The following is a 21,530-nucleotide window of genomic DNA, read 5'->3' as shown; positions in this document are numbered from 1 at the left end:
TCCCGCGGCCGGGCGGTCGTCCCGGCTGGAGGGAAGGTGTGCGTCATGCGCGTCGGAGTGCTGACCGGCGGGGGCGACTGCCCCGGGCTCAACGCGGTCATCCGGGCCGTCGTCCGCAAGGGCGTCCAGGACCACCAGTACGAGTTCACCGGCTTCAGGGACGGCTGGCGCGGGCCGCTGACCGGCGCCGCCGTCCCCCTCGACATCCCGGCCGTGCGCGGCATCCTGCCCCGCGGCGGTACCGTGCTCGGCTCCTCGCGGACCAACCCCTTCAAGGAGCGCGACGGCGTCCGCAGGATCCGCGAGAACCTGGCCGCCCTCGGCGTCGACGCCCTCATCGCCATCGGCGGCGAGGACACCCTCGGCGTCGCCGCCCGCCTCTGGGAACAGCACGGCATCCCGTGCGTCGGCGTCCCCAAGACCATCGACAACGACCTCGCCGCCACCGACTACACCTTCGGCTTCGACACCGCCGTCAACATCGCCACCGAGGCCATCGACCGGCTGCACACCACCGCCGAATCCCATATGCGCGTCCTCGTCGTCGAGGTCATGGGCCGGCACGCGGGCTGGATCGCCCTCCACTCCGGCCTCGCCGGCGGCGCCAACGTCATCCTCATCCCCGAGCGGCGGTTCGACCTCGACGAGGTCTGCGGGTGGGTGACGTCGCGCTTCCGGGCCAGTTACGCGCCCATCGTGGTGGTGGCGGAGGGGGCCATGCCGGTTGATGGGGACCTCGTCCTGAAGGACGCCTCCGCCGGGCTCGATTCGTTCGGGCACGTCCGGCTGTCCGGGGTGGGGGAGTGGCTCGCCAAGGAGATCGAGCGGCGGACCGGGAAGGAGGCGCGGACCACGGTGCTGGGGCACATCCAGCGGGGCGGGACGCCCAGCGCGTTCGACCGGTGGCTGGCGACGCGGTTCGGGCTGCACGCGATCGCCGCGGTGCGAGAGGGGGAGTTCGGGCGGATGGTGGCGCTTCGGGGGACGGAGATCGTGCGGGTGCCTCTGGCTGAGGCGACGGCTTGTTTGAAGACGGTGCCGGCTGAGCGGTATGAGGAGGTGCGGGTGCTTTTCGGCTGACGCCGGGGGGTTGCCCCGGTCCCGCCCTTTCGCCGTTTCTTGCAGGGGCTCCGCCCCCGCACCCCCGCAGCACCCTGCGGGCTCCCCCAGAGGGGGTACCCCCAGTCCTCAAACGCCGGACGGGCTGAATTCAGCCCGTCCGGCGTTTGAGGACGAGCGGCGGAGCCGCGATCAGGGGGTCCGGGGGGCTTGCCCCCGGGAATCGGCGAAGGGGCGGGACTGGGGCACACCCACCGCGGCCAGCAGCCGCCCCACCACCCCCACACCATCCAGCGTCAGCACCGACTCCGGATGGAACTGCACCCCCGCGAAGCCGGGCCCGCGCAGGGCGTGGACCTCGCGGGTCATGGCGTGCACCGCGACCTCGACGCCGTGCGCCGCCAGCTCCGCCGCGGCGGCGGCGTCGCAGCGCGCCGTGAAGGTGTTGTAGAAGCCCACCGTCTCCGGCACCCCGAAGAAGTCGATCCGCTCCTGGGCGCCCTGGAAGGGCACGGTCTTCCGGACGATGTCCAACCCCAGCTCGGCGGCGATGAGTTCATGGCCGAGGCAGACGCCGAGGACGCCGTGCCGGTGGCCGGCGAGGAGGTCGGCGGTCAGCGCGCGCAGCAGGCGCATACGGGGGTCGGCGGCGGACGGGTCGCCGGGGCCGGGGCCCAGGACGACCGGGCCCTCGTGGGCGAGGGCCGCCTCGCGCAGGCCGGGCTCGTCGAAGCGGCGGACGGTGACGGCGAGGCCGGAGGCCCGGAGCAGGTGGGCGAGCATCGCCGTGAACGTGTCCTCGGCGTCGACGACGAGCGCGTGCCCGGAGGCCGTGCCCGCGACGGGGTCCCGCATCCGCAGCCAGAACGGCGCCAGGTCGGCCCGCCGCGCGTCGAGCGCCGCCCGGACCCGCGGGTCGTCGGCGAGCCGGGCGGAAACACCGGCGACCGGGCGTCCGCCACCCGGCCGGACGCCGAGTGCCGCCAGGACGGCCGCCGCCTTCGCGTGCGTCTCGGCCACCTCGCCGCGCGGGTCGGAGTGCCGGACGAGGGTGGCGCCGACGGAGAGCCGCAGCCGGCCGCGCCGGTCGATGTCGGCGGTGCGGATGAGGATGGGCGAGTCCAGGGTGCGGGCGCCGGCCGCGTCGCGGCCGATGAGGGCGAGCGCGCCCGCGTAGTAGCCGCGTCCGCCGGTCTCGTGGCGGCGGATGACGCGGCAGGCGTTCTCCACCGGCGACCCGGTGACCGTCGCCGCGAACATCGTCTCCTTCAGCACCTCCCGTACGTCCAGCGACGACCGTCCCCGCAGTTCGTACTCGGTGTGCGCGAGGTGGGCCATCTCCCGCAGCCGCGGGCCGATCACCACGCCGCCCCGGTCGCCGACGGTGCACATCATCTTCAGCTCCTCGTCCACGACCATGGACAGCTCCTCCACCTCCTTGCGGTCGTGGAGGAAGGCGAGCAGCCCCTCGGCGGACGGCCCCTCGGCGGGGTAGCGGTAGGTGCCGCTGATCGGGTTCATCACCACCGTGCCACCGGACATCCGCACATGGACCTCGGGGCTCGCCCCGACCAGCGTCCGGTCGCCGGTGTGCACGACGTACGTCCAGTACGCGCCGCGCTCGCCGGACAGCAGCCGGCGGAAGAGGGCGAGCGCGTCGGACGCCGTGAAGCCGTGGACCTCCCCCTCGAAGGTGCGGCGGACGACGAAGTCCGCCCCCTCGCCGGTGCCGATCTCGTCCCGGACGACCCGCTCGACGATCCGCGCGTACTCCTCGTCGCCGACGTCGAACGCGCCGCCCTCCACCCGCACCTCGTGCGCGGGCAGCGCGGCGAGGACGTCCGCGAGCGGCAGCGCGTACGTCTCCTCGGGGTACAGGACGAGCAGCGGCGTCCCGTCGTCGTGGACCTCGAAGCCGCGCTCGCGCAGCTGCCGGAACGGGACGAGGGCCAGCGCGTCGTGCGCCGGAGCGCCCGGCGCGGGCGGGCCGTCCGGCAGCGCGATGTCGGCCAGGCGCGCGGCCTCCGTGACGGGGCCGGTGAGCAGTTCGACGGTGTCGCCGGCCAGGCCCGGGGCGCGGCGGTGGAGCAGGGCGAACGGCGGGTGGCCCGGGGCGGTGAGCCGGGTCAAGAGAGTCGCGGTCGTGTCGGGCACGGGACGGGTTCCTTCCGGTGGGGGAGGAACGGCCCGGGCCCGGAAACGCCGGAGGCCGCCCCTCGGGCGGCCTCGCGTCGGTGTGGGTACGCGCAGTCAGTGGGCCGCCGGATGAGCGGTCCACCACCAGTTCTGGTTGCTGTGCGCGTACATGCGGCGCACCTTACCGCACGGCTTACCGGATGGCGGAGTTCTTCGTCTCAGAGTCCGGTCGTCCGGATGGACGGGCGCCCGCACCCCGTAATGTGGGGAGGGTGACCGTGAACGCTGAAATCCACGCCGGTGGCAACACCTGGCGCTCCCTGCCCGCGGCGCAGCAGCCTGACTGGCCGGACTCCGAGGCTCTGCGCGATGTGATCGCCGAGCTCGAGTCCTATCCGCCCCTCGTCTTCGCCGGTGAGTGCGACCAGCTGCGTCAGCGTCTGGCCGCCGTGGCCCGGGGCGAGGCGTTCCTGCTCCAGGGCGGCGACTGCGCCGAGGCGTTCGACGCGGTCGGCGCGGACCAGATCCGCAACAAGCTCAAGACGCTGCTCCAGATGGGGGCGGTGCTGACGTACGCCGGTTCCGTGCCGGTCGTCAAGGTCGGCCGGATCGCCGGCCAGTACAGCAAGCCGCGCTCCAAGCCGACCGAGACCCGGGACGGCGTCACCCTGCCGACCTACCGGGGCGACTCGGTCAACGGCTTCGCCTTCACGCCCGAGGCCCGGACCCCGGACCCGCAGCGGCTGAAGCGGATGTACCAGGCGTCGGCGTCCACGCTGAACCTGGTGCGCGCCTTCACCACCGGCGGCTACGCGGACCTGCGCCAGGTGCACGCCTGGAACCAGGACTTCGTCCGCTCCTCGCCCTCCGGCCAGCGCTACGAGCAGCTGGCACGGGAGATCGACCGGGCGATGAACTTCATGAACGCCTGCGGGGTGGACCCGGAGGAGTTCAAGACGGTCGAGTTCTACGCCTCCCACGAGGCGCTGATCCTGGACTACGAGTCGGCGCTCACCCGCGTCGACTCGCGGACCGGCCGGCTCTACGACGTGTCGGGCCACATGGTGTGGATCGGCGAGCGCACCCGGCAGCTGGACGGGGCGCACATCGAGTTCGCGTCGAAGATCCGCAACCCGATCGGGGTGAAGCTGGGTCCGACGACCACGCCCGAGGAGGCCCTGACCCTCATCGAACGGCTCGACCCGGAGCGCGAGCCGGGCCGGCTGACCTTCATCACCCGGATGGGCGCGGACAAGATCCGCGACAAGCTGCCCACCCTGGTGGAGAAGGTCACGGCGTCCGGCGCCCAGGTGGCGTGGGTCTCCGACCCGATGCACGGCAACACCTTCGAGGCGGCCTCGGGCCACAAGACCCGCCGTTTCGACGACGTGCTGGACGAGGTCAAGGGCTTCTTCGAGGTCCACAAGGCGCTCGGCACCCACCCGGGCGGCATCCACGTCGAGCTCACCGGCGACGACGTCACCGAGTGCGTGGGCGGTGGCGACGAGATCTTCGTCGACGACCTCCACCAGCGGTACGAGACGGCCTGCGACCCGCGGCTGAACCGCAGCCAGTCGCTGGACCTGGCTTTCCTGGTCGCGGAGATGTACCGGGACCAGTAAGGCCCGATGAGCCGGCATACGCGAGGGGCGCGGATCTGTGATCCGCGCCCCTTCTGCGTCTCCGCGCGCTGCCGTGCGTTGTCGCCGCCCGAGCGGGACGGGTAAGGTAAGGGTTACCTACCTTTTGGATCTTCTCCTTCGATCCACTTCTCCCGGCGAGGCGGTGACCGCGTGTACGTCTGCTCGTGCTTCGGCATCACGGAGCAGCAGGTGCGTGAGCACGCGGACAACGGCGCGTGCACACCCCGGCAGATCGCGTCGGCCTGCAAGGCGGGCACGGACTGCGGGAGCTGTGTGCGGCGCATCCAGGCCCTGCTGGGGCGCGGTGCCTGCCCGCGGCGGGAACTGGTGGACCAGGGCTCCCGTGATCCGCTGGGCGCCGAGGCGAACGGGCCGGTCCCTTCCGTCCCGTCCATCCCGCCCGCGCCACCGGTGGTGCCGCCCGCGAACGGGATCGTCCGCGCGGCCTAGCCGGGGCCCGGCGGGCCGGGCGGCTCAGTGCGACGCCTCGCCGCTCGACTGCTCGATGTACTGCGCCAGGTACAGCGGCTCGCCCAGCTTCTCGATCAGCTCCAGCTGGGTGTCGAGGTAGTCGATGTGGTCCTCCTCGTCCGCGAGGATCGACTCGAAGATGTTGGCCGACGTGATGTCGCCCTTGGCCCGCATCACCTCCACCCCGCGCCGCAGCCGGTCGATGGCCTCCACCTCGACCTGCCGGTCGGCCTGGAACATCTCGGTGATCGTCTGTCCGACGCGGACGTGGAACAGCCGCTGGTAGTTGGGCAGCCCCTCCAGGAAGATGATCCGGTCCGTGAGGACCTCGGCGTGCCGCATCTCGTCGAACGACTCGGCCCGCGTGTGCTCCGCGATCTTGGTCCAGCCGTGGTGCTCCTGCATCTTCGCGTGCAGGAAGTACTGGTTGATGGCGGTCAGCTCGCCCGTCAGCTGTTCGTTGAGGAATTCGATGATCTCCGGGTCGCCCTGCATCGCGCGGGCTCCTTCCAAGCTCAGGACCGGCAGGATGCGCGCATCTTCGCACCGGCCTCCCGGACCGTCCAGTAAGTGCACACTTAGTGGGAGTTGTCCGGATAGGGGGTGGCCCCCGGTCATCCTCACGCGCCGGTGTCTGACACCATGGAGGCATGGGTCAGTCGGGTCAGTCGGAAAGCCGCGAAGGGGAGCATCTCCAGCTGCCTCCGGGGCAGCGCCTCCAGCGTGGCTGGCCGGTGACCCACTACGGGCCCGTGCCGCGGTTCCGGCCGGAACGGTGGGAGTTCCGGGTCTTCGGCGCGACCGCCGACGGCGACAAGCACTGCTGGACGCACGAGGAGTTCTCGGCCCTGCCGTACACGACGGTCGTCGCCGACCTGCACTGCGTCACCAAGTACAGCGTCCTCGACGCCGAGTGGGGCGGCGTCGCCACCCGTACGATCCTCGAACTCGCGCCGCCCGCGCCCGACGTCACCCACGTCATGGTCTGGGCCGAGTACGGCTACAGCTCCAACCTGCGCCTCTCCGACTTCGCCTCCGAGCGCTCGATCTTCGCCACGCACAAGGACGGTGAGCTGCTCACCGCCGAGCACGGGTTCCCGGTGCGGCTCGCGGTGCCGCACCTGTACGCGTGGAAGGGGCCGAAGTGGGTCCGCGGGGTGGAGTACATGACCGCGGACCGGCGGGGGTTCTGGGAGGAGCGCGGGTACCACAATGTGGGGGATCCGTGGCGGGAGCAGCGGTATTCGTACCAGGAGGTACCGGGGGACGGGCCCGAGCTTTAGGGGGCCCCTGCGGGGGGCTGTGCCCCGGTCCCGCCCCTTCGCCGATTCCTGGGGCTGCGCCCCAGACCCCCCTTTTCGCGGCTTCGCCGCTCGTCCTCAAGCGCCGGACGGGCTGGTTTCAGCCCGTCCGGCGCTTGAGGACAACCGCGCGGAGCGCGGTTTCAGGGGGTGCGGGGGCTCGCCCCCGCAAGAAACGGTGAAAGGGCGGGACCGGGGCACCCCCTCAGCGGGGCTCAGCCCCGCAACCCCTTCAGCCGTGCCACATCCGCCGCGTGCCCGTCCTTCCCGCCCGGCGTCTCGATCGTCAGCGGGACGCCCGCCGTCTCAGGGTGGGAGAACAGGTCGGCGAACGGGGCCGCCCCGATGTGCCCGGCCCCGATGTTCTCGTGCCGGTCCTTGTGCGCCCCGACCACGTCCTTCGAGTCGTTCGCGTGGATGAGGCCGAGCCGCCCCGGCCCCACGACCGAGACGAGTTCGTCGAGGGCCGCCTTCATGCCGCCGGGAGCGGCGAGATCGTGGCCGGCCGCGAACAAGTGGCACGTGTCGAGGCAGACGCCGAGCTTCGGGTGGTGGTCGAGGACGTCGAAGTAGGGGCCCAGGTCGGCGATCCAGGAGCAGAGGGACGCGCCCTGGCCGGCCGTGGGCTCCAGGAGGAGGCGGGGGTCGTCGTCGTGCGTCAGCTCGTCGAGGAGCGGCAGCAGGCGTTCGCCCACCTGGGCCAGGGCCTCGGCGCGCGGGCGGCCGCCGGTGGCGGAGCCGGTGTGGACGACGACGCCGCGGGCTCCGATCCGGCGGCCTCGGCGGAGGGAGTGGCGGAGGGAGTCCACGGACCGTTCGGCGGTCGCCTCCGTGTGGGAACCGAAGTTGATCAGGTACGGCGCGTGGACGTACACCGGCAGTCCGGCCGCCGCGCAGCCCGCGCGGAACTCCTCGTCCTGCGGCGGGCTGCCGGGCGGGGTCGCCCAGCCGCGCGGGTTGGCGACGAAGACCTGCACGGCCTCGGCGCCGATCTCGCGGGCGTACGGCAGGCCGGTGCGGGCCAGCCCGCCGGCCACCGGGACGTGACCGCCGACGGGGTTGCGGGGTATGCCCGCCGTCACAGCGCCGGACATCACAGTGCTCCCTTGAGGCGGATGGTGACCGTGTCGCCGCGGGCGGCCTTGTCGCCGGCCCGGACGGACTGGCTCTCCACGGAGTCCTTGGGGAAGAAGAACGGCCGGTCCACCCGGACCTGGAAGCCGGCGGAGGTCAGGATCCGCTTGGCGTCGGCCTCGCTGCGGCCGGTGACGTCCGGGACGGTGAGCATCTCCTTGCCCTTGGACAGGGTGACGGTCACGGTGTCGCCCTTGGCCACCTGCACGCCCCGGGCGGGGGACTGCTCGGCGACGTCGCCCTTCTCCCGGTCGGAGTACACCTGCGCGTCCGAGACCCTGATCCGCAGGCCCGCGTCGCTCAGCGTGGACTGGGCGTCGTCGGGCGACAGGCCGGACACGTCCGGCACCTCCACCGGCTCGCCCTTGCTGACGATCAGCGACACCGGGGAGTCGGGGCGGCGCTCGTCCCCGCCGCGGGGGTCGCTGGAGAGGACCTCGCCCTGCGGGGTCTCGTCGCTGAACTGCGTCCGGACGTCGCCGACCGTCAGGCCCGCCTGGGTGATCCGTTTCTTCGCGTCGTCCAGCCGCATGCCGACGACGTTGGGGACCTCGGCCCGCTCCGGGCCGCGGGAGACGACGACGGTCACCCGGCCGGTGTTCCGGATGCGCTCGCCGGGCTTGGGGTCGGTCGACATCACGTGGCCGCGCTCGACGGTGTCGCTGAACTCGGGCTGGACGCGGACCTTGAGCCCCGCCTTGTCCAGCTTCTTCTCCGCCTGCGCCTGGGTGAGGTCCAGCACCGCCGGGACGGAGGTGAACTGCCCGGCGTTGATGTACCAGACGCCCGTCCCGGCCAGCAGCGCCAGCAGCACACCGGCCACGACCAGCACCGCGCGCCGCGGCCGCCGCCGCAGGGCGGCGAAGCGCCGGGGGCGGGCCGGGGGAGCGGGCGGCGGCGGGGGCTCGGGCGGGCCGTCGAACCGCGCCGTCATGTCCATCGGGTCCGGCTCGGGCGCCTCCGCCGGGGGCAGCGGCTGCGCGGTGACCGGGCGCGGCAGGACGCTCGTCGCCTCCTCGTCGTCGCCCGCCACGGCCGGACCCGCGGCCAGCGGCGGCCGGGCGTCCAGCTGCTCGCGGGTCAGGGTCGCGCGGGCGGCCCGGACCAGGCCCAGCATGCCGACCGCGTCCGACGGGCGCAGCTCCGGATCGCGGGCGGTGGCCACGGTCACCAGGTCGTCCAGCTCCGGGGCCAGCCCCGGGACCTCCTGCGACGGCGGCGGCACGTCCCGGTGCAGGTGCTGGTAGAGGATCTGGGCCGGGCTGGCGCCGCTGTGCGGCTTGACGCCGGTGAGCATCTCGTAGAGGACGACGCCGCAGGCGTAGACGTCGGTGCGGGTGTCCGCCGTGCCGTGCTCGATCTGCTCGGGGGCGAGGTAGGAGACCGTACCCAGGATGGAGCCGGTATTGGTGGCGCTGTTGGTGCCCACGGTGCGGGCGAGGCCGAAGTCGGCGACCTTCACCCTGCCGTCGTCGCCGATCAGCACGTTCTCCGGCTTCATGTCGCGGTGCACCAGGCCCGCGCGGTGGGCGGCGCCCAGCGCGGCCAGCACCGGCTCCGCGATGTCCAGCGCCGCCCTCGGCTGGAGCGCGCCCCGCTCGCGCAGCACGTCCCGCAGGGTGCAGCCGGCCACGTACTCCATCGCGAGGTAGACGTACCCGCCGTCCGTCCCCTGGTCGTAGACGCTCACCACGTTCGGGTGGTCCAGGCGGGCCGCGGACTTGGCCTCCCGGATGAAGCGTTCGACGAAGACCTTGTCCGCGGCGAGGGCGGGGTGCATCACCTTCACGGCGAGCACCCGGTCGAGCCGGGTGTCCAGAGCCCGGTACACCGTGGCCATGCCGCCTGCGGCCACCCGCGCCTGAATGCGGTAGCGGCCGTCGAGCAGCCGGTCGACGAGGGGGTCCGGCAGGGTCGTATCCACGGTTGACGAGTCTACGAGTGATCGACGGTCGGCTGTGCTTTCGTGGGGCCGTCCGGAGCTACGGGTGCGGAACGGTGACATTGGGGTTGCCCCTGGCCCGCCCCTTCGCCGATTCCTGGGGGCTGCGCCCCCAGACCCCCCTTTCGCGGCTCCGCCGCTCGTCCTCAAACGCCGGACGGGCTGAATATCAGCCTGTCCGGCGTTTGAGGACAACCGCGCGGAGCGCGGTTTCGGGGGTGCGGGGGCTGGCCCCCGCAAGAAACGGAGAAAGGGCGGGGCCGGGGCTCCACCCCCTCAGCGCGCGCTGAACGCCGGCCGTTCCGGATCCAACACCGCCATACCCGCCGTCGGCGACGACGCCTCCGCGAAATGGCGGCGCGGGATCCGTCCCGCCCGGTGCGCGAGGCGCCCCGCCTCGACCGCGTGGCGCATCGCCTCCGCCATCAGCACCGGCTCCTGGGCGCGCGTCACCGCCGACGCGAGCATCACCGCCGCGCAGCCGAGCTCCATGGCGAGCGCCGCGTCCGACGCCGTGCCCGCGCCCGCGTCCAGGATCACCGGGACCTTCGCCCGCTCGGTGATGAGCTGGAAGTTGTGCGGGTTGCGGATGCCGAGGCCGGAGCCGATGGGGGAGCCCAGCGGCATGATCGCGGCGCAGCCGACGTCTTCCAGGCGGCGGGCGAGGACCGGGTCGTCGTTGGTGTAGGGGAGAACGGTGAAGCCGTCGTCGACGAGGATCTCCGCCGCGTCGAGCAGCTCGATCGGGTCGGGCAGCAGGGTCCGCTCGTCGGCGATGACCTCCAGCTTCACCCAGTCGGTGCCCAGCGCCTCGCGGGCCAGCCGGGCGGTGAGGACGGCCTCGCCGGCGGTGAAGCAGCCGGCGGTGTTGGGCAGTACCCGGATGCCGTGCCGCTCCAGGACCGACAGGACCGAGCCGCGGACCGCCGGGTCGAGGCGGCGCATGGCGACGGTGGTCAGTTCGGTGCCGGAGGCGAGCAGGGCCCGTTCCAGGACGTCGAGGCTGGGCGCCCCGCCCGTTCCCATGATCAGGCGGGAGGTGAACGGGGTGCCGGCGATGGTGAGCACGTCGTCCGCCACGTCAGCCTCCCTGCACCGCGGTGAGGACCTCGACGCGGTCGCCGTCGCGCAGGGGCGTGTCCGCCCAGCGGCCGCGCGGGACGACGGCCTCGTTGACGGCGGCGGCCACGCCGCCCGGGGAGTCGGGGCGGCCGGTGAGGCCGGCGACGAGCGTGGCGAGGGTCGTCCCGGACGGGACGGCGCGCCGCTCGCCGTTGACGTGGACGGTGTGGACGTCGGTCATGCGGAGGGCTCCTGAACGGGGGAGGCCGGGCGGGGGCCGGCCGGGGCGGCGAACCGGCGGGGGGTGAACGGGCGGGCCTCCTCGGGCAGCCGCCCGGTGGTGAGCGCTTCGGCCATGACGTCCCCGGTGAGCGGGGTCAGCAGGACGCCGTTGCGGTGGTGGCCGGTGGCCAGGTGGAGGCCGGGCAGGTCCGTCGGGCCGAGGAGGGGCGCGTTGTCGGGGGAGCCGGGCCGCAGCCCGGCGGACGTCTCGGCGAGCGGCAGTTCGGTGAGGCCGGGCACCAGCTCGTGCGCGTCGCGCAGCAGTTCGTAGACGCCGCCGGCGGTGACGGTGGTGTCCCAGCCGAGCTCCTCGGTGGTCGCGCCGATCACCAGCTCGCCGTTCTCCCGGGGGACCAGGTAGACGGGGTTGCCGCGGACGACCGCGCGGACGGTGCGGGAGAGGAACGGCCGGTACGCCTCGGGGATCCGCAGCCGCAGGGTCTGGCCCTTCACCGGGCGGACCGGCGGCAGGACGGCGTCGGGCAGCCCGGCCACCCGGGCGCTGTGGCTGCCGGCCGCCAGCACGGTCTGGCCGGCGGCGATCCGCTCCCCGTCGGCGAGTTCGGCGCCCGCGGCCCGGTCGCCGTCGAGCAGCACCCGGGCGACGGCCGCGCGGCGCAGGGTCACGCCGGCGCGTTCGCAGGCGGTCAGCAGGGCGGCGGCCAGCCGCCGGGGGTCGGTCTGGTGGTCACCGTCCACCCGCAGGCCGCCCTGGACGCCCGGGGCGAGCATCGGTTCCAGGCGGCGGCACTCGCGGCCGGTCAGCCACTCCGCCTCCAGCCCGCAGCGCCGCTGGAACGCGCCGAGTTCGCGCAGGTGGGCGCGGTCGTCGGCGTCGAGGGCGACGGCGAGGGTGCCGCAGGCGCGATAGCCGGTGTCCCGGCCGCTCGCCTCCTCCAACTCGGCCGTGAAGTCGGGGTAGCGGCGGGCCGAGGCCAGGTTGAGGGCGAGCAGCGCCTGCTCGCCGTAGTGCAGTTCGGTGACGGCGGCCAGCATCCCGGCCGCCACCAGGGCGGCCCCGCCGCCGGGCGACGGGTCGGCGACGGCGGTCCGCAGGCCCCGCTGGGCGGCCCGCCAGGCGGTCACCAGGCCGATGATCCCGCCGCCGATCACCAGGACGTCGTACGGTCCGGTGCGCGTAGACGCGTGCATGGGCGTCCAGCCCCTCCCTTCGCCGGCATGACCCGGATCAGGTTCGTACGGTCGGAGGCCGTCCAGCCTCCCTCTCAGCCCGGTCCGTCCGGGCTCCCGCGAGTGCTTGTGCACCGGCCACCCTAGTACGGGCCGCGAACGCGGCGGAAGGCGGCGGGGACCGGTCCGGGGGCGCGCGGCGCGGCCGTGTTGTGTCGGAGGTCTCGCCGCACGGTGCTCCGGGAGACCTCGTCCGCCCGCCTACAGTGATCGGGTGAGTGAGCAGACGAACACCCGCAGTGGTACGGCCGCCGAGCGGTCCGAGCAGACGGCCGGGGGCGCGGCGCGGCGGCGCGTCGTCGTCGCCGGCGCCGGCATGGCCGGTGTGCAGACCGCCGTCGCCCTCCGCGAGCAGGGCTGGGAGGGCACGATCACCCTGCTCGGCGCCGAACCCCATCCGCCCTACGACCGGCCGCCGCTGTCCAAGGCGGTGCTGCTCGGCAAGGCGGACGGGTCCGCCTTCGAGGTCGACTTCGCGTCGCTGGACATCGAGCTCCGGCTCGGTCTCGAGGTCACCGGGCTGCGGCCCGCCGACCACGAGGTGGACACGCCGGGCGGCCCGGTTCCGTACGACGTCCTGGTGGTGGCCACCGGCGCCGAGCCGGTCCGGCTGCCCGGTGCCGAGGACCTGCCCGGCGTGCATCTGCTGCGCACCCTGGACGACGCGGAGCGGCTGCGTCCGCTGCTGGAGCGGAAGGGCGACGTGGTCGCCGTCGGGGCCGGCTGGATCGGCGCCGAGTTCGCCACCGCCGCCCGCGAGGCCGGCTGCCGGGTGACCGTCGTCGAGGCCGCCGACCGCCCGCTGGCCGGCGCGCTGCCCGCCGAGGTCGCCGCGCACATGGCCGACTGGTACGGGCAGAGCGGCGCCCGGCTGCTCACCGGCGCCCGGGTGGCCGCCCTGGAGCCCGGCGCCGTGCTGCTGGCCGACGGCACCCGGCTCACCGCCGACGCCGTCGTCGTGGGCATCGGCGCGCGGCCCGCCACCGGCTGGCTGGCCGGCTCGGGCGTCGAACTCGCGGCGGACCGCTCCGTCGTCACCGACGACCGGCTGCGGACGTCCGTCCCGGACGTGTACGCGGTCGGGGACTGCGCCTCCTTCCCCTCCGCGCGGTACGGCGAACGGCTCCTCGTCCACCACTGGGACAACGCCCTCCAGGGGCCGAAGACCGTCGCCGCGAACATCGTGCACGGGCCGGCCGAGGGGCCGGTCTACGACCCGGTGCCCTACTTCTGGTCCGAGCAGTTCGGGCGGTTCGTGCAGTACGCGGGGCATCATGCCGCCGCCGACGAGCTGGTGTGGCGGGGGGATCCGGCGGGGGCCGCGTGGACGGTGTGCTGGTTGCGGGGCGGGGTGCTGGTGGCGGTGCTGGCGGTGGGACGGCCGCGGGATCTGGCGCAGGGGCGGAAGCTGATCGAGAAGGGGGCGGTGGTGGACCGGGAGCGGGTGGCCGATCCGGCGGTGCCGCTGAAGTCGGCGGTGGGGTGAGGGGCCCCGGTCCCGCCCTTTCGCCGTTTCCCGGGGGGCAAGCCCCCCGGACCCCCTGAAACCGCGCTCCGCGCGGTTGTCCTCAAACGCCGGACGGGCTGGAGGGGCGACACCCCCGGGTGTCCCCGGGTACCGGCTGTCCGTGGAGGATGGCACGCTTGTCCCGTGACCGAGATTGACACGAAGATCGATGCCCTCGTCTCCGAGTGGCTCACCCTCCCCGACATCGCCGAGATGCTCGACGTGGAGGTGACGCGCGTACGGCAGTTGGTGAAGGAGGGCCAGCTGATCGCCGTGCGCCGCGGGGAGAACCGGGTGCTGCAGGTGCCCGCCGCCTTCATCGGCGAGGGCAAGGTGGTGAAGGGCCTGGCCGGGACCCTGACGCTGCTCAAGGACGACGGGTTCACCGACGAGGAGATGCTGGAGTGGCTGTTCACTCCGGACCCCACCCTGCCGGGCACGCCCGCGCAGGCGCTGCGGGAGAATCGCGGCACGGAGGTGAAGCGGCGCGCCCAGGCGCTCGCCGTCTGACCGTTCCGCAGTGAACAGCCCGCGGTGCGCGGGCGGGCCCGTCCCGTCCGCGCACCGCCGACCCCGGGGGGAAACCCGATGTCCGCCACCGCCCGTACGCTCCCGCACGCCCCGACGGCCCGGGAGGCCCTCGCCGGCGCCCGGCTGTACCTGTGCACCGACGCCCGCAAGCGCCAGGGCGACCTGCCGGAGTTCCTGGACGCCGTCCTCGCCGGCGGTGTGGACGTCGTGCAGCTCCGCGACAAGGGCATGGAGGCCGGTGAGGAGCTGGAGCACCTGGCCGTCCTGGCCGACGCCGCCCGCCGGCACGGCCGGCTGCTCGCGGTGAACGACCGCGCCGACGTCGCCCACGCCATCCGCTCCGACGTCCTGCACCTGGGCCAGGGCGACCTGCCCGTGCCCGCCGCGCGCGCCGTCCTCGGCGACGACGTGCTGATCGGCCGCTCCACGCACAGCGAGGCCGAGGCCGAGGCGGCGATGCGCGAACCGGGCGTGGACTACTTCTGCACCGGCCCCTGCTGGCCCACTCCCACCAAGCCCGGCCGCCCCGCGCCCGGCCTGTCCCTGGTGCGGCACACCGCCGCGCTGCGGCCCGAGCGGCCGTGGTTCGCCATCGGCGGCATCGACGAGCGCAACCTCGACGAGGTCCTGGACGCCGGGGCCCGGCGCGTCGTCGTCGTCCGCGCCCTCACCGAGGCCGACGACCCCGGTGACGCGGCGGCCCGGCTGGCCCGCCGGATCCGCGAGCGCGACTGACGCCTCCGGTAGGTTGTCGTGTCCGCGTTCAATCATGGACGGCGACGAACACGACGAAGGAGAACGCGCAGTGCGCAAGGCGGCACAGATCACGGGGGCGGCTCTCATCGCCGCTGTGCTGATGACGGGGTGCTCCAGCGGGAGCGACGACAAGGACGGCAAGAAGGACGAGGCCAAGCCGGCGCGGTCGGCGGGGCAGTCCGCCGCTCCGAGCGAGGGCGCGAAGGGCGCCGGGGCCGAGGACAAGCTCATCAGCTCTCCCGGGGGCGCCTACCTGGCGCAGTCCGCCGAGGGACCGGTCGCCCTGACGATCGTCGCCGGGCAGGCGGCCCTGGCGTCCGACGGCGGCAAGCGCACCTGCTCCGGCACCGTCAGCGGGAAGTCCCTCACCCTCAAGTGCTCGGACGGCGGCGACAAGCGCACGAGGGGAATCATCGAGAAGTCCGACGCCACCTCCATGGTCGTCTCCTGGGAGGGCGGGCCGAAGGAGACCTTCGCGCGGCAGAGCGGCGGCGCCAAGCTGCCCGGCCTGCCGAAGCTCGGCGGCTGACCCTCTCGGCCCCGCCCTCAGCCCGTCCGCAGCATCTGTGCCGCCGCCAGCTCGCGGTAGGCGGCACAGCCGGACAGCAGGTCCTCGTGCCGGCCGGAGGCGACGGCCCGGCCCTCGTGCAGGACGACGATGCGGTCGGCGTTCTGCACGGTGGACAGCCGGTGGGCGATCACCAGCAGCGCGCACTCCTCGGTGATCTCCCGCATCACCCGCCCCAGCGCCAGCTCGTTGACCGCGTCGAGCTGGGACGTGGGTTCGTCCAGCAGCAGCAGCGCGGGGCGGGTGAGCAGCGCCCGGGCCAGGGCGACCCGCTGCCGCTCGCCGCCCGACAGGGAGGCGCCCCGCTCCCCGACCGGCCCGTCGAGCCCGCCCGGCAGCCGGTCCACCACCTCGTCGAGCCGGGCGAGTTCGACCACCCGCCGCACCTCGGCCCGGCTCGCCCCCGGTGCGGTGTAGGTGATGTTGTCCCACAGGGACCCGTGGACGACGTGGGTGTTCTGGTCGACGACGGCGATGCGCGCCCGGCACTCGGCGCGGGTCATCCCGGCGGCCGGGCGGCCGTCGAACAGCAGCCGGCCGGCGTCCGGTTCGTAGAAGCGGGCGGCCAGCGCGAAGACCGTGCTCTTCCCCGCCCCCGACCTGCCCACCAGCGCGACCTGCCGGTGCGGCGGCACCTCCAGCGAGACGCCGCGCAGCACCGGCCGGCCGGGGCGGTAGCCGAACCGGACGTCCTCCAGGGCCAGGACGGGCGGGGAGGACGGGGCAGGAGAGACGGGGGAGGGAGCGGGTGCGCACGGCTCGTCCGGGCCGGGCGGCTCCGCCCCCGCCGGTTCCACCGGAAGCGCGAGCGCCTCCTCCACCCGCCCGAGCGCCCCCACGCCCCGCTGGAGCAGCCCCGCCGCGTGGAACACCGACGACAGCGGCACCACCAGATAACTGGCGTACAGCAGGAAGGCGACCAGGTCGCCGAGGCTGTGCGTGCGCCCGTCCACCCGCAGCCCGCCGATGACCAGGACGAGCAGGAACGAGCCGTGGACGGCCAGTTCGACCGCCGGGCTCATCACCGCCGCCAGCCGCGCGGTGCGGACCCCCGCGCCGTACGCCGCGTCCACCCGCTCCCCGATCCGGGCCGCCTCCCGCTCCTCCGCCCGGTGCACCCGGACCATCGGCAGGGCGCCCAGGGCCCGTTCGAGGTCGGCCGCGATGGCCCCGACGGCGTGCTGCGTCCGTTCGGAGGCCGTGCGGAGCCCGCTGAGGACACCGGTCACGACCGCGGCCGCCGCCGCCACCGTGAGGGCGACCAGGAGCAGCAGCAGCGGGTCGAGCCAGAGCATCAGGGCCACCGCCCCCGCCGACGCCAGCGAACCGGTGACCAGGTCCACCAGCGCCTGGGAGAGGACCTCGCGCAGGACGGTGGTGTCGACGGTGACGCGGGAGACGAGGTCGCCGGTCCTGTGGTGCTCGTACTCCCGCATCTCCAGCCGCAGCAGCCGGCCGGTCAGCCGGTGGCGCAGCCCGCGGACGACGCCCTCGCCCATCCGCTCCTGGAGGAAGCGGCCCACCGACGCCGTGCCGGCCTCGGCCGCGAACAGCACGGCCAGGAACACCAGCGGCCACAGCGGCCGGCCGTCCGCGCTCGCGTCCACGATCCGCTGGGCGAGCAGCGGCTGCGCCAGCCCCAGCGCCGACCCCACCAGGGTGAGGACGATGGCGGTGGTCAGCGCCGCGCGGTGGCCGGCGGTGAGCCGGAAAACCGTGCGGACCGCGCCCGGCCCGTCCCGCCGTCCGGTCCCGGCCGGCGTCACGGCAGCGGCCGCTTCCGGGGCGACGGGCCGGGGGCCACGGTGAGCAGCCGGCCGAAGTAGTCGTCCGGCACCCCCTCGTCCACCGGCCGGCCCTCCGCCTCCACCCAGGCGTGCGCGCTGAACGGCGGCACCTTGCGCACGCCGGTGCACCACGTCGGCCAGCAGCCGCCGAACCGGCACAGCAGCGCCGTGCCCAGCGACCGCGGCAGGCAGCCGCGCGGCCCCGCGCAGTACAGGCTGACCGCGCACACCGCGCGCCGCGCCGCGCCGGCCCGCTCGTACGAGGCGGGGGCGGCACCCCGGCGGAGCACGGCGAGGACCGCGCGGAGCCGGTGCGGCGGCAGCAGGGCCAGCGGGAAGGCGACGGCCAGGGCGAGCCGGGCGGCCAGCCGCCGGGGGAACGGCACGTCCGACGGCCGGACCAGGGCGCTGGGCGTGGTCATGCGGCCAGCCCCGCGTCCCGCAACAGCGCGACCAGCGCGGCGACGTCCGCGGCGGCCCGCTCCCGGTCCACGGCGAACGCGCCGACGAGCGCCTCCACCGCGTCCGCCTCCCCGCCGCCGTCCAGCAGCGTGCGGACGACGAGCGTGCCGGTGGGGTTGAGCTCCCAGTAGCGGCCCTTGCGCTGGTCGAGCAGGACCGTGCCGTACTCCGTCTCCGCGGTGGCGACGTCCGGGGCGAACCGCAGTGCCATGGAGCCTTCCCTTCCTGTCCTGCGGACGCCGTCGTCCGCGGTCGATCCGGTGGGCGGTCAGCGGGCGAGGGTCCGGAGCCACACCTCGCAGCCGATCGTGGAGTAGAGGATCGCGTCGCCCAGGCCGGGCGTGGCGGGCCGCTGGGCGAGGGCGGTCAGCTCGCCCGCGTCGACCAGCCCCAGCCGGGCCAGCGACGAGTCCTCCCAGAGCTTCACCAGGTCGCCCCGGTGCTCCCGCAGGCCGTTCGAGGCGTCCATCGAGGCGTGCGCCTTGTCGGTGCGGGCCAGGCAGGCGTCCGGGACGATCCCGCGCATCGCCGCCCCCAGCAGCGGCTTGTACGCCCAGGGGGTGACGCGGGCGCGCGGGTCGACGGCCAGGCACGCCTCGATCACCCGGTCGTCGAAGAACGGCGACGCCGTCGGCAGGCCCGTCCGCGCGGCCATCAGGTCCCACTGGCGGACGATCCGGGTGCAGATCCGGATCTGCTCCAGGTCCTGGTGGAGCCCGCGGTCGCGGTGGAGCGGCTCGGCGGTCGCGGCGGCCCGGAGCAGGGCCCGCCGGGCGGCCTCGGCGGCCTCGGGGGTGACCCAGGGGAACAGCCGGGGCGCGGTGCCCCAGCCCAGCGCCCCCTCCACGCCGGGCGGGAGCGGATCGCGCAGCCGCGCCGCCGTGCCCGCCAGCCAGCGGCCGTAGGGGCGGGAGTCGGCGAGCGTGCGCACGGCCGGCGCGAGCGGCCACTGGTAGAGGGTGCGGAAGCCGCGCAACTGCCGCAGCGCGAACCACGGGCGCGTCCGCAGCAGCCGGTGGTAGTAGCCCTCCGAACACCAGGCGACGTGGTCGCCGCCGATGCCCGTCAGGTGCGTCGAACTGCCGCGGCGGGCGAGCTCCGGGAGGTGGTGCAGCGCACGCGGGCCCGGTCCATCACGCCGATGGTCGGCTCGTCCATCGGCTCGTCGATGTCCAGCAGGTCGGTGTAGACGAGCGGCGACTCGTCCGCGTCCCACACCACGTGCTCGACGTGCGGCAGGTGGCGGGCGGCGCGGCGGGCCCAGGCCAGGTCGCTGTCGGCGGGGTCGCGCCCCGGCCAGGTGCTCGCGATCACCCGGGCCGGGGAGGCCGCGGCCAGGAAGCAGACGGAGGTGGAGTCCAGCCCGCCGGACAGGTCGCAGCTGACCGTGGAGCCCCGGTGGGTGCGGGCCGCCACGGCCTCGGTGAGCGCCTGGCGCACGAGGGGCGCGCCGCCGGCCATCGAGCGCACCGGCTCGGGCGGCGTCCACCAGCGGGAGTGCCGGACGGTACGCCCGTCGCGGGACACGTACAGGGCGTCCTCGGCGGGGACGGCGGTGACGCCGCGCCAGGGCGACGTGGCGAAGAGGGGGTGCGGGACCGGCCACAGCAGGCGGACGGCCAGCTCCTCCTCGTCGGGCGTGGAGTCCAGGGCGCGGGCCAGCGGCAGGGCGTCGCTCGCGGCCACCTCGACGCCGCCGACGGTGGCGCGGTGGACGAGCCGGAGACCGGACGCCGTGCCCTGGACGCGGACGGCACCGTCCAGCGCGGCCACCAGGTGGAAGCGGCCGGGCAGGGCCCGGGCCAGGGCGTCCAGGGCGGTCAGGTCGCGCAGCGCCTCCGCCCGTCGGCGGAGTTCCTCGGGCCGGACGGGGCAGCAGCCGATGACCGCCAGGGCGGCCCGGCCGGCCCGTACGGCGGTGACGTCCTCGTCGTGCCAGCGGCCGGCGATCCAGGGCCGGCCGGAGGGGTGGGGGATGGTCCGGGTGTAGTGAGGGGCCTGGATGTCTTGGATGTCCTGGCTGTCCCGGGTGTCCTGGCGGATGAGGGAGCGGGCCGCGGTGAGCGCGTCGTCGCAGTCCGGAAGGACCACGAAGGACGCGGCGCCCGGGCCCGCTCCCCCCGCCTCGCGAGGCGTAGGCATTCAGCCCTCTGTCTCCGGCCGTCGTCAGTTCTTGCTGAGGATCAGACGGTCGTTGCCCGAGGTGCGGAGCAGGCCGGTCTTGGCCCGGAAGGTGCCGCGCTTGACCAGGGTGGGAGCTTCGTACGTCTTCTTCATGACGTCTCCTTTGATGGGAGTACCCTTTTTCGCCCCGAAATCCGTCCGGCCGGCCGTGCTCCCTTGGAGAGAGGCGCCCCGGCAGCGGGTCGGTATCCGGTTCGGCCGTAGGGCGTATGGCCATACTAGGCACGCCAAAACGATTCATCGCATTTCAAGTCAGATAATCATGGCCGAATCGGGAGTGCGGTGTGGCCCGTGCGTCGGTCACTGGGACGGAATGTGTCGGTCGTGAAAGAAAGGGAAAGTGGGTGCGGCTTCGCGAGTCATTCCCGCGGGGGTATTCTCTTCGAAGAGCGGACGCGAATTCGTCTGGACGGGAATCCGGAATCTCGCCCGCCGGTCCGGGAAAATCCGGAAAGTCGGTGTTTGGGGAAGGTTCGGAGAAGGGTGTACCGGACACCCGGGGCCGGGAAACGGCCAGATCGTGGACACCGCTTGGGAAGATCGTCGCCACGCTGGTTAACTTGACCGGTATGGCCCTAGGCACTGCCTCCACCAGGACGGATCACGCCCGTACCGTGCGTGACCTGCTCGCGTCCGGCGAGCGTTCGTACTCCTTCGAGTTCGCGGCCCCGAAGACCGAGAAGGGGGAACGGACGCTCTGGAACGCCATCCGGCGGATCGAAGCGGTCGCGCCGACCTTCGTCTCCGTGACCTACGGCGCCGGCGGCTCCTCCCGCGAGGGCACCGTACGGGCGACCGAGCGCATCGCGACCGACACCACCCTCACCCCCGTCGCCCACCTCACCGCCGTCAACCACTCCGTGGCCGAACTGCGCAACGTCATCGGCCAGTACGCGGACGTCGGCATCCGCAACATGCTCGCCCTGCGCGGCGACCCGCCCGGCGACCCCACCGGGGAGTGGGTGCGTCACCCCCAGGGGCTGCACTACGCCGTCGAACTGGTGCGGCTCATCAAGGAGTCCGGCGACTTCTGCGTGGGCGTCGCGGCCTTCCCCGAGATGCACCCGCGCTCCACCGACTGGGACACCGACGTCCGCCACTTCGTCGACAAGTGCCGGGCGGGCGCCGACTTCGCCATCACCCAGATGTTCTTCCACGCCGACGACTACCTGCGGCTCCGCGACCGGGTCCACGCCGCCGGCTGCGAGACCCCGATCATCCCCGAGATCATGCCCGTCACCAACGTCCGGCAGATCGAACGGTTCGCGCAGCTCAGCAACGCCGCCTTCCCCGCGGACCTCGCGGAGCGGATCCGCGCGGTGGAGGACGATCCGGCGGCTGTACGCTCGATCGGGATCGAGTACGCGACGGAGCTGTGTGCCCGGTTGATGGCCGAGGAGACTCCGGGGCTGCACTTCATTACCCTGAACCACTCCACGGCCACCTTGGAAATCTACGAGAACCTGGGACTGCACCAGCGGTCCTGACGGCCCGCCGGTCGCGGCGGCCGGACT

The 21,530-nt window shown here is 74.0% G+C and carries 23 protein-coding genes and 1 riboswitch; of the genes, 9 read left to right on the top strand and 14 right to left on the bottom strand.

From position 1 onward, the window contains the following. Nucleotides 1-45 precede the first annotated feature (45 nt). Complete coding sequence (locus J7W19_RS08355; protein WP_004949483.1) at nucleotides 46-1,080, top strand: 6-phosphofructokinase; 1,035 nt, start codon at nucleotides 46-48, stop codon at nucleotides 1,078-1,080. A 171-nt stretch (nucleotides 1,081-1,251) separates the two neighbouring features. Here the strand turns inward: J7W19_RS08355 and J7W19_RS08350 are convergent, their stop codons facing one another. Both J7W19_RS08350 and J7W19_RS33780 read right to left on the bottom strand, forming a co-directional pair. Continuing rightward, complete coding sequence (locus J7W19_RS08350) at nucleotides 1,252-3,213, bottom strand: phenazine-specific anthranilate synthase component I (RefSeq protein WP_004949486.1); 1,962 nt, start codon at nucleotides 3,211-3,213, stop codon at nucleotides 1,252-1,254. A gap of 96 nt (nucleotides 3,214-3,309) precedes the next feature. Beyond that, nucleotides 3,310-3,366 (bottom strand): trp operon leader peptide, encoded by a 57-nt coding sequence (locus tag J7W19_RS33780; protein ID WP_223766914.1) that lies wholly within the window; start codon nucleotides 3,364-3,366, stop codon nucleotides 3,310-3,312. A 101-nt stretch (nucleotides 3,367-3,467) separates the two neighbouring features. Between J7W19_RS33780 and J7W19_RS08340 the strand changes: the two genes are divergently transcribed. Together J7W19_RS08340 and J7W19_RS08335 are read left to right on the top strand one after the other, a co-directional pair. After that, on the top strand, nucleotides 3,468-4,817 hold the full coding sequence (locus J7W19_RS08340; protein ID WP_004949488.1) for a class II 3-deoxy-7-phosphoheptulonate synthase: 1,350 nt from the start codon (nucleotides 3,468-3,470) through the stop codon (nucleotides 4,815-4,817). A gap of 171 nt (nucleotides 4,818-4,988) precedes the next feature. Then, a complete protein-coding gene (locus tag J7W19_RS08335; RefSeq protein WP_004949490.1) occupies nucleotides 4,989-5,288 on the top strand; it encodes a (2Fe-2S)-binding protein in 300 nt (99 codons plus the stop codon). 24 nt (nucleotides 5,289-5,312) lie between these two features. Here J7W19_RS08335 and bfr read toward each other — a convergent pair whose 3' ends face one another. Further along, on the bottom strand, nucleotides 5,313-5,804 hold the full coding sequence (bfr, locus tag J7W19_RS08330) for a bacterioferritin (RefSeq protein WP_004949494.1): 492 nt from the start codon (nucleotides 5,802-5,804) through the stop codon (nucleotides 5,313-5,315). Nucleotides 5,805-5,959: 155 nt separating this feature from the next. Between bfr and J7W19_RS08325 the strand changes: the two genes are divergently transcribed. Continuing rightward, complete coding sequence (locus J7W19_RS08325) at nucleotides 5,960-6,592, top strand: sulfite oxidase-like oxidoreductase (RefSeq protein ID WP_004949496.1); 633 nt, start codon at nucleotides 5,960-5,962, stop codon at nucleotides 6,590-6,592. Between the two features lie 233 nt (nucleotides 6,593-6,825). Here the strand turns inward: J7W19_RS08325 and J7W19_RS08320 are convergent, their stop codons facing one another. The 5 genes from J7W19_RS08320 to thiO all read right to left on the bottom strand — a co-directional run bounded on the left by J7W19_RS08320 (nucleotide 6,826) and on the right by thiO (nucleotide 12,182). Further along, nucleotides 6,826-7,704, bottom strand: a complete 879-nt coding sequence (locus J7W19_RS08320; protein WP_004946618.1) for a deoxyribonuclease IV — start codon at nucleotides 7,702-7,704, stop codon at nucleotides 6,826-6,828. Next, on the bottom strand, nucleotides 7,704-9,668 hold the full coding sequence (gene pknB / locus J7W19_RS08315) for a Stk1 family PASTA domain-containing Ser/Thr kinase (protein WP_004946616.1): 1,965 nt from the start codon (nucleotides 9,666-9,668) through the stop codon (nucleotides 7,704-7,706). The genes J7W19_RS08320 and pknB overlap by 1 nt, the downstream gene beginning before the upstream one ends. A 294-nt stretch (nucleotides 9,669-9,962) precedes the next feature. Further along, nucleotides 9,963-10,766: a thiazole synthase gene (locus tag J7W19_RS08310; RefSeq protein ID WP_004946614.1), complete on the bottom strand. Its 804-nt coding sequence runs from the start codon at nucleotides 10,764-10,766 to the stop codon at nucleotides 9,963-9,965. Between the two features lies 1 nt (nucleotide 10,767). Beyond that, nucleotides 10,768-10,989, bottom strand: a complete 222-nt coding sequence (gene thiS / locus J7W19_RS08305) for a sulfur carrier protein ThiS (protein ID WP_004946612.1) — start codon at nucleotides 10,987-10,989, stop codon at nucleotides 10,768-10,770. After that, nucleotides 10,986-12,182: a glycine oxidase ThiO gene (gene thiO, locus J7W19_RS08300; protein ID WP_004946610.1), complete on the bottom strand. Its 1,197-nt coding sequence runs from the start codon at nucleotides 12,180-12,182 to the stop codon at nucleotides 10,986-10,988. Before thiO ends, thiS begins: the two co-directional genes overlap by 4 nt. Continuing rightward, nucleotides 12,180-12,292, bottom strand: a riboswitch (TPP riboswitch). It overlaps the preceding gene by 3 nt. Before the next feature lie 245 nt (nucleotides 12,293-12,537). Between thiO and J7W19_RS08295 the strand changes: the two genes are divergently transcribed. The 4 genes from J7W19_RS08295 (at nucleotide 12,538) to J7W19_RS08280 (ending at nucleotide 15,544) form a co-directional block, all read left to right on the top strand. After that, the gene (locus J7W19_RS08295; protein ID WP_233478246.1) at nucleotides 12,538-13,707 is read left to right on the top strand and encodes an NAD(P)/FAD-dependent oxidoreductase; all 1,170 of its coding nucleotides are present in this window, start codon (nucleotides 12,538-12,540) and stop codon (nucleotides 13,705-13,707) included. Between the two features lie 165 nt (nucleotides 13,708-13,872). Further along, nucleotides 13,873-14,238 carry an Rv2175c family DNA-binding protein gene (locus J7W19_RS08290; protein WP_004946605.1) on the top strand — a complete coding sequence of 122 codons (366 nt, stop codon included), beginning with the start codon at nucleotides 13,873-13,875 and terminating at the stop codon, nucleotides 14,236-14,238. Nucleotides 14,239-14,316: 78 nt separating this feature from the next. Continuing rightward, entirely contained in the window at nucleotides 14,317-14,994 is a 678-nt protein-coding gene (gene thiE / locus J7W19_RS08285) for a thiamine phosphate synthase (RefSeq protein WP_004946602.1), read from the top strand. A gap of 70 nt (nucleotides 14,995-15,064) precedes the next feature. Beyond that, complete coding sequence (locus J7W19_RS08280; protein ID WP_004946599.1) at nucleotides 15,065-15,544, top strand: hypothetical protein; 480 nt, start codon at nucleotides 15,065-15,067, stop codon at nucleotides 15,542-15,544. Nucleotides 15,545-15,561: 17 nt separating this feature from the next. On the opposite strand, the gene J7W19_RS08275 is transcribed toward J7W19_RS08280, so the two are convergent. The 6 genes from J7W19_RS08275 to J7W19_RS08255 are packed head-to-tail and all read right to left on the bottom strand — an operon-like array spanning nucleotide 15,562 to nucleotide 20,109. Continuing rightward, on the bottom strand, nucleotides 15,562-17,349 hold the full coding sequence (locus tag J7W19_RS08275; protein ID WP_004946595.1) for an ABC transporter ATP-binding protein: 1,788 nt from the start codon (nucleotides 17,347-17,349) through the stop codon (nucleotides 15,562-15,564). After that, complete coding sequence (locus J7W19_RS08270; protein ID WP_004946594.1) at nucleotides 17,346-17,792, bottom strand: lasso peptide biosynthesis B2 protein; 447 nt, start codon at nucleotides 17,790-17,792, stop codon at nucleotides 17,346-17,348. Before J7W19_RS08270 ends, J7W19_RS08275 begins: the two co-directional genes overlap by 4 nt. Then, complete coding sequence (locus tag J7W19_RS08265; protein ID WP_004946593.1) at nucleotides 17,789-18,043, bottom strand: lasso peptide biosynthesis PqqD family chaperone; 255 nt, start codon at nucleotides 18,041-18,043, stop codon at nucleotides 17,789-17,791. Before J7W19_RS08265 ends, J7W19_RS08270 begins: the two co-directional genes overlap by 4 nt. A gap of 57 nt (nucleotides 18,044-18,100) precedes the next feature. Continuing rightward, complete coding sequence (locus J7W19_RS33635; protein WP_275450990.1) at nucleotides 18,101-18,892, bottom strand: asparagine synthase-related protein; 792 nt, start codon at nucleotides 18,890-18,892, stop codon at nucleotides 18,101-18,103. A 5-nt stretch (nucleotides 18,893-18,897) separates the two neighbouring features. Continuing rightward, entirely contained in the window at nucleotides 18,898-19,974 is a 1,077-nt protein-coding gene (locus J7W19_RS33630) for an asparagine synthase-related protein (RefSeq protein ID WP_275450989.1), read from the bottom strand. A gap of 24 nt (nucleotides 19,975-19,998) precedes the next feature. Further along, the gene (locus J7W19_RS08255; RefSeq protein ID WP_106429645.1) at nucleotides 19,999-20,109 is read right to left on the bottom strand and encodes a keywimysin-related RiPP; all 111 of its coding nucleotides are present in this window, start codon (nucleotides 20,107-20,109) and stop codon (nucleotides 19,999-20,001) included. 476 nt (nucleotides 20,110-20,585) lie between these two features. Here J7W19_RS08255 and metF point away from each other — a divergent pair, with 476 nt between their 5' ends. Then, nucleotides 20,586-21,503 (top strand): methylenetetrahydrofolate reductase [NAD(P)H], encoded by a 918-nt coding sequence (gene metF / locus J7W19_RS08250; protein WP_051072631.1) that lies wholly within the window; start codon nucleotides 20,586-20,588, stop codon nucleotides 21,501-21,503. Nucleotides 21,504-21,530 lie beyond the last annotated feature (27 nt).

The sequence above is a fragment of the Streptomyces mobaraensis NBRC 13819 = DSM 40847 genome (assembly GCF_017916255.1).
In the GTDB taxonomy this organism is placed as follows: Bacteria; Actinomycetota; Actinomycetes; order Streptomycetales; family Streptomycetaceae; genus Streptomyces; species Streptomyces mobaraensis.
The sequence above is the reverse complement of the archived record's forward strand: the minus strand, read 5'-3'. Positions and strand labels throughout refer to the sequence as shown.